Raw genomic sequence first — 10,696 nt, forward strand, 5'->3', positions numbered from 1 at the left:
CCACCAGGGTGCAGAGCGCTAGCCCCAGGGTCAGGGGGCGGGATGTCTGCCAGACCAGCGCCAGGGCACGGTGACTGTAGCGGAACACCCCGAGGAAGCTGGCCAGGCGGCGCGCGGCCGGCCGGGGGCGGGTTTGGGGTGAGGGCACACCGAGGCTCTCCGATCCTTGGGGGCGCCAGTGTACCTTGGTTGGCCACTCCGGCAGTAGGCGCCTTCTCCCCATGAACGACCGCGCCCCGCTCGAGGGCGGGGCGCGGGAAGGCAGTGGCAGCGGGGCTCAGCCCTCGTCGTTGGTCGTTTCCACCTCGCCGGTGCTGGCAACCACGGTGCCGGGCTCGCCGCTCTGCAGGGCGGCCAGCACGGGCTCCGCCTGGCGCTGGAAGGCCATCAGCTGTTCGCCCTGCAGGCTCTGGTTCTCGGGCAGGTCCACCTTCATGGCATTCACCTGGCTGTTGTTGACCAGGACCTCGTAGTGCAGGTGAGGGCCGGTGCTGCGCCCGGAGTTGCCGGACAGCGCGATGCGCTCGCCCATGGCAACCCGCTGGCCGTTGCTGATCAAGGGCTTGGAGAGGTGCAGGTAGCGGGTCTTGTAGCCATTGTCGTGGCGGATCACCACGTAGCGGCCTGCCGCGGGATGGTTGCCGACCTTTTCCACGCGGCCGTTGGCGGGCGCCTGGACGGCGGTGCCGATCGGCATGGCGAAGTCGGTGCCCTTGTGGGGGCTGATGCGGCCGGTGACCGGGTGCTTGCGGCGTGGGTTGAAGTGCGAGCTCAGCCGGTAGCGACCCTCGAAGGGGTAGCGGTTGAAAGCCGGGTCGAGGCTCTCGCCGTCCGGGGTGTAGAAGCGGTTGTCGTCCGGGTTGCGCACGAGAGTGAGGTCCATGCGCTCGCCAGCGTACTCCACCGCCAGCACCCGCGGGTCGAGGCTTTCGCCGTCGATGATGTCGGACTCCACCAGCACCTGAAAGCGATCGCCGCGACGGGTGTCGCGGCGGAAATCGAGTTTCTTTTCCAGGACCCGGGAGAGTTCCGAGACCTCGGCGCTGGTCAGGCCGGTGGCCTTGGCCGAGCGTGCAAAGCTGCCGCTGATGCTGCCAGCGAAAAGGCGTTGGGTGGCCTCGCCAGCGCGTTCGATGGTGGCGACCTCGAAGCCATCCTCCTGTCGCTCGACCAGGTACCCGTCCCGGGCGTTCTTCATCAGGCGCAGGGAGAGCAGCCGCCCTTTTTCATTGAGCTGGTACTCGAAGTGGTCGCCCTGTCGCCAGTGGGTCAGGAGCCGGGGCTCGGGCAGGCGCTCGAGCAGGTTCATCACCTCGCTGTATCCCATGCCGAGGTGGTTCTGCGCCATGATGGCAAACGTATCGCCCGCCTGGACCTCGTAGGTATTCCACTGAGGCACGAAGGGCTCATCGGCGGCGATTTCTTTCTCTAGCTGGATCGGCCCCTCGTCGAACAGCGCCAGCTCGTCCTGGGAGACCTCCTCGTAGGAGGTGGCATCGGCCACCAGCCCGCCGTCATGATCGAGCATGCCGCCGGCGATGGTACCGATGACCACGGCCATGTGCAGGGCGCCATCATCCAGGGCAGAGCCGCCTTGTGCCGTCAGCTTGGCGGTGGCAGGGGAGAGTTTCTCCTGCTGAGCGGGGCGGGCGAGGGTTTCTGGAATTGCGGATTCGGCGCGAGTGGCCTTCGCGGAGGTCACGAGGTCGATATCAACGATTTCCGAGGCGGTGAGCTCGGAGAGCGGTACATGGCCGCGAGTGGCATCGAGAGCCCGACTGGCCATCTCGATGGCATCGGCGACCGGCGTCTGCTCCGTGCGCAGCGAGGGCAGGCCCGGGCTGGCATCGGCATCGAGGGGAATGAGAACGGTGTCGAGCGTCTGCTTGTCACGCTGGACATCTTCGAAGGAGGTAACGATTTTCTGTGCGCCCAGCACGGTGACCATGGTGGCAACGGGTAACAGCAGCAACTTGTGAGTGCGGGGCAGCGAATGGAGGATTCGCATCATGGGTAACGAGCCGTGACAGATGAAAAGGAAATAAATAATGGCATCAGAACCATACCCCATGATGTATGGGATGCCTAGACTGTATATCCATACAGAAACAGCCCGTCACTCGCCCTTCCCGAGATGGGTAGGCATCGGTGCAGGTACGCGAACGCTGTTTGTTAAGTGGATATTGGATACCTCGGACCGGGGAATTTCAACCCCCGGTCCGGTGCATGCGGTTCAACCGGTCAGGGTGCCGTCACGGTAGTCCCTCAGCGCCTGCTCCAGCTCGGTATGGGCGTTCATCACGAAGGGGCCGTAGTGGGCAATCGGCTCCCCGTGGGGTTCGCCGGCCAGCAGCAGGGCCTGGGCGCCCTCGCGGCTGGTCAGTGCGAGCCGTTCGCCACTGCCGAGACGGGCAAGCCGGCCCTGGGGCACCGGGGTGCCGCCGATCTCGAGACTGCCCGCGAAGACGTATACCAACAGGGTGGTGGCCGAGTTGGCCAGCACCAGCTCGCCCCCGGCCGCCAGCCGGGCATGGGCCACCTTGCCCTGACCGGCCAGGGCCTCCAGGGGGCCTTCCACGCTGTTACCGGCGGTGTCCTGCCAGCGCCCTCCCAGGGCGACAAGGGTGGCGTCGCGGCCGCCAAGCTGCGGCATCTCGTCGGCGCGCACGTCGCGGTAGGTGGCTGGGCTCAGCTTGTCTCGGGCCGCCAGGTTCAGCCACAGCTGGAAGGCGTGGAGGCCCTGCTGGTCGGTCAACGGCATCTCCGAGTGGATGATCCCGCGACCGGTATGCATCCACTGGGCATCGCCGGCCCGGATGGTGCTCGAGTGGCCCAGGTGGTCCTCGTGGGTCAGGCCGCCGTGTATCACGTAGGTCAGGGTCTGGATGCCCCGGTGGGGATGGGGCGGGAAGCCGCCGACGTAGTCGTCCGGGCGATCCGAGCCCAGCTCGTCGAGCATCAGGAAGGGGTCGAGCCCACCGCCGAAATCGTGGAGGCGCTGGATCTTGACGCCGTCGCCATCCTGGCTCGGCTGGCTGGTCACCAGATGGTCGACTTGTCGGGTCGTCAGGGTGGGGGCCATGAGATTGTCTCTGATTTTGCAGGGTTCGACTGGCATTTTAGGTCGGATTTTTCGAAAATTAAGCGCAACGTTTCGCTCTATAGATTCGAGGAATTCGAAATGTCCCGCGTCACCCTGTCCCAATGGCAGATGCTGGCGGCCGTGGTCGACCATGGCGGCTTCGCTCGGGCCGCTGAGGCGATCCACAAAAGCCCCTCGACCCTGAACCACGCGGTGCACAAGCTCGAGGAGCAGCTCGGGGTAGCGGTGATGGAGCCGGTGGGGCGCCAGGTGCGTCTCACCGAGGCCGGCGAGCTGCTGCTGCGCCGGGCCCGTCAGCTGCTCGAGAATGCAGCCTCGCTGGAGGATGTGGCGGGTCGCCTGGCCGAGGGGCTTGAAGCGGAGGTGGTGCTGGCCGTCGACCAGATCTTCCCTCCCGATGCCCTGGCTCGAGCGCTGGAAACCTTCTCGGCGGCCTATCCCACTGTGCGCGTGCAGCTCCACGAGACGGTGCTCAATGGCGGCATCGAGATGCTCTATGACGACAGTGCCGACCTGGTGATCTCGGGCATCTCGGCCCAGGGCTTCCTGGGTGAGCCGCTGGTCAGGGTGTACTTTGTCGCCGTGGCCCATCCCGAGCATCCGCTGCATCGCCTGGGTCGCCCGCTCGACCTGCGCGACCTGGCGCAGCATCGCCAGCTGGTGGTGCGCGCGCAAACTGAAAACGCCGATAGCCAGCAGCCTGGCGGATGTTTTCCTGTTGGCTCAAGGCCGAACAGCGCTGGACAATGAGCCATCTGCAGACCTCCATCGACATGCTCGAGCGCGGCCTGGGCTTTGCCTGGATTCCCGAGACTCGCCTTCGCCTCGCCTTGGCTCAGGGACACCTCAAGCGGTTACCGTTGGCCGCTGGCGGTAGCCGCGAGTATCCGGTGCAGCTGATTCACCGCGACCGCGACCGGGCAGGCCCGGCGACCCATGCTCTGGCGGAGGCCCTGAAGGCGGCGGTGGCGGCTTGCTCGCCGGAAGAACCATTCGAAGCTGTCGAATGATGGGGCGCAAAACCTGCGCTTGAGCGTCGACGGTTTCGCCTTATGCTGGGGCCATTCTCGTTATCGAGCATTCGCTCACCGGCATGCAAGGAGATGACCCATGGGGCTTCTGATCGACGGCACCTGGCACGACCAGTGGTACGACACCGACAAGCACGGCGGCGAGTTCGTGCGTGAATCCGCCAAGCTGCGCGACTGGATCACCCCGGATGGCCGCCCCGGGCCCGACGGCCAGCCGGGTCTGGCCGCCGAGGTGGGCCGCTACCACCTCTACGTGTCGCTGGCCTGTCCCTGGGCGCATCGCGTATTGATCATGCGCCGGCTCAAGGGCCTCGAGTCGGCCATTGGGGTCTCCCACGTCAGCCCGCTGATGCTGGACCAGGGCTGGACCTATCGCGAGGACGAGGGCTCCAGCGGCGATGCCGTCAACGGGGTCGAGTTTCATCGCGAGCTCTATACCCTCACCGATCCCCATTATACGGGGCGGGTGACCGTACCGGCGCTCTGGGACACGCAGTCCGCGCGTATCGTCAACAACGAGTCGGCCGACCTGATGCGCATCCTCGACGGGGCCTTCGATGAGCTGACCGGCAACCGACTGGACCTCTACCCGGCGGACCTGCGCGAGACCATCGATGCCGTCAATGCCGACGTCTACGACCACATCAACAATGGCGTCTACAAGTCCGGTTTCGCCACCGAACAGTCGGTCTACGAGAAGCACGTGGTGGCGCTCTTCGAGGCGCTCGACCGCATGGAGGCGCGCCTGGCGGGGCATCGCTACCTGGCCGGCGAGTGGTTCACCGAGGCCGATATTCGGCTGTTCACCACCCTGATCCGCTTCGATGCCGTCTATCACGGCCACTTCAAGTGCAACCTGCAGCGCATCGAGGACTACCCGAACCTCTCGAACTACCTGCGCGAGCTCTACCAGTGGCCGGGCATCAAGGAGACGGTGGACTTCGATCACATCAAGCGCCACTACTACTACAGCCACGAGCACCTCAACCCGACCCGCATCGTCCCGGCCGGCCCGCGCCTGAGCCTGGAGCGGCCCCACGATCGCGAGCGCCTGCCGGGGCGGGGGATTCGCGAGAAGGGGTAAAGAGGGGCGAGGTTCGAGGGGCGAGGCGCAAGGAAACCCCTTGGCTCGCCCCTCCTGTCTCATAGATGCTGCCCGACGAACCTCGAACCTTACCTCTGCTTCGCCAGCCACCGATCCAGCGCATTGGCGAACTCCCGGCGGTCGCTGTCGGAGTAGCCGGATGGGCCACCGGTGTGTTCGCCACTGGCGCGCAGCGTTTCCATGAAGTCTCTCATCTGCACCCGGGCGCGAATATTGTTGGCATCCAGCGTCTCGCCGCGGGTCGTCATCACCCTGGCACCGCGTTCAATGGCTTCCAGGGCCAGCGGCAGGTCCGAGGTGATCAAGAGATCTCGCGGCTGGATGCGCTCGACGATCTCGTTGTCGGCGGCATCGAATCCCTGACTCACCGCCAGGCCCTTGACCCATCGTGAGGGCGGCAGCGGCACCGCATGGTTGGCCACGAACCAGGTCGGCGTGGCGGTACGTTCGGCGGCGCGCACGATGATATCGCGCGCCACCCTGGGGCACGCATCGGCATCGACCCACAGATTCGACATGCGGCTCTCCCGGCAAGGTGGGGCCTTGAAAAAGGCTGGTCAGTGGCAGTCGACGATGGTAGCATGCGTATTCCTCGCATGTGTTGACCCCACCATCATGACGACGCCACGCTGCCCTGAGCAGGTGGGCGCCGAAACGCCGGGATCAGTGACACAAGTACTGACCCACACGCGTTCGAATTGTGTAGATGGAGCGCCACCGAGATCACGCCACCCGGGCGAGATCGGCGCAAACGGTCGCCACAGCGGTTCATGGACCATTTCCGATGGCGTGGACCGAATGCCAGGTGCGACCGGCGTCCCCGACTCCGATTTCTTCATCTGACGATCCGTATCACGGAACGCAGATGCCTGAGCGTGTTGCACGCGTCAGGGACGCCACTGAATTTCTGCCGGCCCCGTCGGCCTACCAAGGTGTGATTAATGACCTCGACTTCTGTCGCCTCGCCGAGCTTCGGCGATCTGGCCCTGCTGCCTGCCGTTCTCTCTGCTGTGGAATCCCAGGGCTATGAGACCCCGTCACCGATTCAGGCGCAGACCATCCCTGCGCTGCTGGAAGGACGTGACATGCTGGGCCAGGCCCAGACCGGTACCGGCAAGACCGCGGCCTTCGCCCTGCCGCTGCTGTCTCGCCTCGACCTGACCCGCCGCGAGCCCCAGGTGCTGGTGCTGGCGCCGACCCGCGAGCTGGCCCAGCAGGTGGCCGTCTCCTTCAGCAAGTATGGCCAGAACCTCAAGGGTCTGGAGGTCGCCACCCTGTGCGGCGGACAAGAGTACCGCGAGCAGCTCTCCGCGCTGCGTCGTGGCGCCCAGGTGGTGGTGGGCACCCCGGGCCGAGTCATCGATCACCTTGATCGCGGTAGCCTCAAGCTCGACGGCCTCTCCGCCCTGGTACTCGACGAGGCCGACGAGATGTTGCGCATGGGCTTCATCGACGACGTCAAGCGCGTGGTGGCTGACACCCCGAAAAACGCTCAGCGGGTGTTCTTCTCCGCCACCCTGCCGGCCGAGATCGAGCGCATCGTCAATCGCTACCTGGTGGATCCGGTCAAGGTGGCCATCGCGTCAAAGGTCGGGACCGCCGCCAGCATCGAACAGCGTATGGTGCGGGTGGATGGCGGCGCCAAGCAGGAGGCGCTGGCGCGCATCCTCGAGGTCGAGCCGGTCGACGGGGCCATCGTCTTCGTGCGTACCCGGGCCGCCTGCACCACCCTGATGGAACAGCTCTCCGCCCGCGGCATGAGCGTGGCCAGCCTCTCCGGTGACCTGGACCAGAGCCTGCGCGAGCGCACCATCACTCGCCTCAAGCGCGGCAAGATCGACGTGCTGATCGCCACCGATGTCGCCGCCCGCGGCCTCGACGTGCCGCGTCTGACCCACATCATCAACTATGATCTGCCCCAGGACGGTGAGGCCTACACCCACCGTATCGGCCGTACCGGCCGTGCCGGGCGTACCGGCATTGCGATCACCTTCGTCGGCTTCCGCGAGGGCCGCAAGGTGGGTTGGCTCGAGCAGGCTACCGGCCAGAAGATGAGCGAGATGGCGGTGCCCGACGAGGCCGCCATTCGCGCCCACCGCGACGAGATGTTCCACCAGCGCGTGGTCGCCGCCTTGACCGCCGGGGCCGACGAGCAGCGTGCCCTGGTTGAGCGGATGGTCGAGGAGGGGCACGACCCCATCGAGCTGGCCTGTGCCTTCGCGCGCATGGCGCGTGCCGACGAGGCCCCCATCGGTCGCGTGCAGGCACCGCGTGCAGAGCGCAACAATGACCGCAACCTGCGTGACGCCAAGCCGAAGCGTCGCGACAGCGCACCGCGGGAAGGCATGACCCGCTATCGCGTCGCCGTGGGCCACCAGGATGGCGTCAAGCCCGGCCAACTGGTCGGTGCCCTGGCCAACGAGGGTGGCATCGAGGGCAACCGTATCGGTCGCATCGACATCCGCACCGCCTTCTCGGTGGTCGAGCTGCCGAGTTCGCTGCCGGAGAGCATCCTGAGCAAGATGGCCCGCGCCCGGGTCGCCGGTCGTCCGCTGGAGATCAGCGAGGACAAGGGCGCGCCCGAGCGTGCTCCGCGTCGTCGCCAGGACGGTGACGCGCCGATTCGCCGCCGCACCAGCGCCTGAGCCAACAGTAACCGCCCGCCGGGCGGTTCCCTGCTGCCTCATCGACAGGCCGGAGCTTGCTCCGGCCTGTCGTCGTTGGTGCCCCCTGACACCTCCGCCATGAAAAGGAGGATTCCCTCATGTGGAAGCGGCTGCCGTTTCGGCTTCGCGGTTACCTGATCACCATGATTGGCGTGTTGCTGCTCTCGCCGGATGCGCTGCTGGTCAAGGACACCTCGGTGGACGTGGCCACCTTCATGTTCTGGCGCGGGCTGATGCTTGGCCTGGTGCTGCTGCTGATTGCCACCGCCCGCTACCGCCAGCGCCTGGGCCAGGCAATCCGTGCCTGTGGTCCCGCGGCGCTGTGGTGCCCGCTGGCCTTCGCCGCCAGTGCCTGGGCCTTCGTCGGGGCTACCCGCTTGACCTCGGCGGGCAACGTGCTGGTGATGATCAACCTGGCACCGCTGGTGGCGGGGCTGATCGGGATGTTGTTCTTCGGCCAGCGGCTGCGCCGTCAGACCTGGGTGGTGATCGCCATATGCGTCACGGGGGCCAGCCTGATGGCCGCCGGGGAGGTGGGGCAGGGGAGCCTGCTGGGTCTGGCGGTGGCGCTGATCATTCCGGTGTCCATCGCGGTCAACACCACGGTGGCCAGTGCCCAGCGCGGCAATCGTCAGCGCGGTGTCGACACCACCGTGGTGTTACCGCTGGGCTGCCTGGCGATGCTGGTGCCCGCCGCACTGATGGGCGGTGCCCAGCTGCCCGGGGTCGAGGACATGCAGCGCCTGGCGCTGATGGGGCTGCTCCTGCCGCTCGCCTATTTCCTGATCCAGACCGGTGCCCGCTATCTGCCCGGCGCCGAGGTCAGCCTGGTGATGCTGGTCGAGACCCTGGCGGGCACGCTGCTGGTGTGGTGGTGGGTCGGTGAGGTGCCGGCAACACTGGCGTTCGTGGGCGGGGGCATGATCGTCGCCGCCATGATGGTCAGCAGCCTGCGTGACCTGAGCCGCCAACGCCGCAAGGTCCCCCAGGGTGCACCGGACGCCCGGCGCCTGCACGACGCCGCCGCCGAGCTCAGCATCGAGCGCGGCGATCCTGCACCGCCGGTGGGCGAGCGCCATTGACGAGCGGCCGATGGGCCCGCGACAGCACCCCGCCGTGTTTCCAATGCGGGGCGCTGTCGTCTCTGGAGGGGAAAGGGCCCTGCGGTCAGGCGCGCTCGAGCCTCGTGTCCGCGGACACGATTTCGGCGAAGCGTGACAGTAGGCCGGTTGCCTCCGGCGTGGCGGTCACGTCGGCGATCAGGCGCTCCGGCGCCTCGCCCTGGTCCTGTAGGGCCTGCCGCTGGTGGGCGAGATAGGTACGCATCACCGCCGGCGTGAACTCGGGGTGGAACTGCACGCTCCACTGGCGGGGGCCATGGCGCAGCGCCTGGTGTGGGTCGTGGGCGTTGGTGGCCAGTACGCAGGCCCCGTGGGGTGCCGCGAGGACCGTCTGGGCATGGCTCAGGTGGGCGCGAAACCTGGCCGGCAGGCCGCCCAGCAGCGGGTCCCGGCGGCCGGCCTCGGTCAGGCTGACCTCGTGGGTGCCGGACTCCCGGCCGGCGGGGTGGAAGTCGCTGGTGCCACCGAAAGCCGCGGCCATCAACTGGTGGCCATAGCAGACGCCGAGCATGGCGATGTCGCGGGCACGCGCCTCGACCAGCCACGGCTTGAGCGCCTCGCTCCAGGACTCGGTGTGGCTGACCATGGCGTGGGAGCCGGTGATCAGCAGGCCGTCGATGTCATCCAGCGCCGGGAGGGCCACGGCGCGCGGGGCATCGAAGACCGCTACGTGGGTGCCGGCCGGCGCTGCCTCGAGGGCGCGCCGGAAGAGGGTCTCGAAGTCGCCGTGGTCGCGGGCCACGTCAGCGAAGCTGTCTCCGGTCTTGACGATCAGCAGGCGGGGCATGGGAGCTCCAGGCAGCGGTGGGCAGGGAACCGGCATTCTACTTTCGTTGCAGCCGCTCGCCCAGTGCCGCCATGAAGGCCGCGCCCGCCTCAAGCTGCTCGATGTCGAGATACTCGTCGGGCTGGTGGGCCTGGCCGATGCTCCCCGGGCCACAGATCACCGTGGGCAGTCCCTCGCGCTGGAACTGCCCGGCCTCGGTGGCATAGGCCACGGCGCCGGCAGGACGCTCGTCGAGCAGGTCGTGACACAGCGCCAGCACTTCGGCGTTGTTGTCATCGGCCAGTGCCGGCACCGTGGTGTTCAGCGCCTCGGTCACGATGGCGGCGTCCGGCGCGCGCCGGCGCATCTCGGCTTCCAGCTCGGCCGCGGTGTCGTTCACCCGCGCGAGCAGTTCCTCGAAGCGATCCGAGGGCAGGTGACGAATCTCCCACTCGAAGGTGCACGCTCGGGCCATGATGTTGATGGCCGTGCCGCCCTGGATCTTGCCGACGTGCAGGCTCGAGTGCACCACGTTGAAGGCCTCATCCACGCGCCCCTCGGCCTTGAGTTCGGCCATTACGTCTTCGATCCGCGTCACCAGGCGGGCGGCCACGTGGATCGCCGAGACCCCCTGATTCACCTGGCTGGAGTGGGCGGCGCGACCGGTCACGGTGGTGCGCAGGTTGGTCGCCCCCTTGTGGGCCACCACCGGGTGCATCATGGTCGGCTCCCCGACGATCACCGCGGCGGGGCGAGGGTGGTCGGCCAGCAGTCGCTCGATCATCCGCGGGGCGCCGATGCAGCCCACCTCCTCGTCGTAGGAGAACGCCAGCCAGAGCGGCGTTGCCAGCTCCTGCGTCATCCAGCGGGGCACTTCACCAGCGCGCAGGCGATGAAGCCCTTC

General features: G+C 67.2%; 7 protein-coding genes and 2 pseudogenes. 4 read left to right on the top strand and 5 right to left on the bottom strand.

Features of this window, described 5'->3' with window-relative positions; translation table 11 throughout:
* Positions 1-277 precede the first annotated feature (277 nt).
* Together RI841_RS10390 and RI841_RS10395 are read right to left on the bottom strand one after the other, a co-directional pair.
* Positions 278-2,011: a peptidoglycan DD-metalloendopeptidase family protein gene (locus RI841_RS10390; protein WP_310705536.1), complete on the bottom strand. Its 1,734-nt coding sequence runs from the start codon at positions 2,009-2,011 to the stop codon at positions 278-280.
* 222 nt (positions 2,012-2,233) lie between these two features.
* Positions 2,234-3,082 carry a pirin family protein gene (locus RI841_RS10395; protein ID WP_310705537.1) on the bottom strand — a complete coding sequence of 283 codons (849 nt, stop codon included), beginning with the start codon at positions 3,080-3,082 and terminating at the stop codon, positions 2,234-2,236.
* Between the two features lie 99 nt (positions 3,083-3,181).
* Between RI841_RS10395 and RI841_RS10400 the strand changes: the two are divergent.
* Both RI841_RS10400 and RI841_RS10405 read left to right on the top strand, forming a co-directional pair.
* Positions 3,182-4,113, top strand: a pseudogene (locus RI841_RS10400) (LysR family transcriptional regulator).
* Positions 4,114-4,213: 100 nt separating this feature from the next.
* Positions 4,214-5,218: a glutathione S-transferase family protein gene (locus tag RI841_RS10405; protein WP_310705538.1), complete on the top strand. Its 1,005-nt coding sequence runs from the start codon at positions 4,214-4,216 to the stop codon at positions 5,216-5,218.
* 89 nt (positions 5,219-5,307) lie between these two features.
* Here RI841_RS10405 and RI841_RS10410 read toward each other — a convergent pair whose 3' ends face one another.
* Positions 5,308-5,757: a YaiI/YqxD family protein gene (locus RI841_RS10410; protein WP_310705539.1), complete on the bottom strand. Its 450-nt coding sequence runs from the start codon at positions 5,755-5,757 to the stop codon at positions 5,308-5,310.
* A gap of 423 nt (positions 5,758-6,180) precedes the next feature.
* Between RI841_RS10410 and RI841_RS10415 the strand changes: the two genes are divergently transcribed.
* Positions 6,181-7,884 carry a DEAD/DEAH box helicase gene (locus tag RI841_RS10415; protein ID WP_310705540.1) on the top strand — a complete coding sequence of 568 codons (1,704 nt, stop codon included), beginning with the start codon at positions 6,181-6,183 and terminating at the stop codon, positions 7,882-7,884.
* A gap of 119 nt (positions 7,885-8,003) precedes the next feature.
* Positions 8,004-8,987, top strand: coding sequence for a DMT family transporter (locus tag RI841_RS10420; protein ID WP_310705541.1), 984 nt, complete (start codon positions 8,004-8,006; stop codon positions 8,985-8,987).
* 85 nt (positions 8,988-9,072) lie between these two features.
* Here RI841_RS10420 and RI841_RS10425 read toward each other — a convergent pair whose 3' ends face one another.
* Both RI841_RS10425 and RI841_RS10430 read right to left on the bottom strand, forming a co-directional pair.
* Positions 9,073-9,813, bottom strand: a complete 741-nt coding sequence (locus RI841_RS10425; protein ID WP_310705542.1) for a glutamine amidotransferase — start codon at positions 9,811-9,813, stop codon at positions 9,073-9,075.
* A 37-nt stretch (positions 9,814-9,850) separates the two neighbouring features.
* Positions 9,851-10,696 (bottom strand): annotated as a pseudogene (locus RI841_RS10430) (M20/M25/M40 family metallo-hydrolase); the annotation flags it as partial.

This window comes from Halomonas sp. (genome assembly GCF_031581305.1).
Lineage (GTDB): Bacteria > Pseudomonadota > Gammaproteobacteria > Pseudomonadales > Halomonadaceae > Halomonas.

Coding starts and splice junctions, on each gene's coding strand:
- RI841_RS10390 (WP_310705536.1), bottom strand. CDS start 2,011: ATGATGCGAATCCTCCATTCGCTGCCCCGCACTCACAAGTTGCTGCTG.
- RI841_RS10395 (WP_310705537.1), bottom strand. CDS start 3,082: ATGGCCCCCACCCTGACGACCCGACAAGTCGACCATCTGGTGACCAGC.
- RI841_RS10405 (WP_310705538.1), top strand. CDS start 4,214: ATGGGGCTTCTGATCGACGGCACCTGGCACGACCAGTGGTACGACACC.
- RI841_RS10410 (WP_310705539.1), bottom strand. CDS start 5,757: ATGTCGAATCTGTGGGTCGATGCCGATGCGTGCCCCAGGGTGGCGCGC.
- RI841_RS10415 (WP_310705540.1), top strand. CDS start 6,181: ATGACCTCGACTTCTGTCGCCTCGCCGAGCTTCGGCGATCTGGCCCTG.
- RI841_RS10420 (WP_310705541.1), top strand. CDS start 8,004: ATGTGGAAGCGGCTGCCGTTTCGGCTTCGCGGTTACCTGATCACCATG.
- RI841_RS10425 (WP_310705542.1), bottom strand. CDS start 9,813: ATGCCCCGCCTGCTGATCGTCAAGACCGGAGACAGCTTCGCTGACGTG.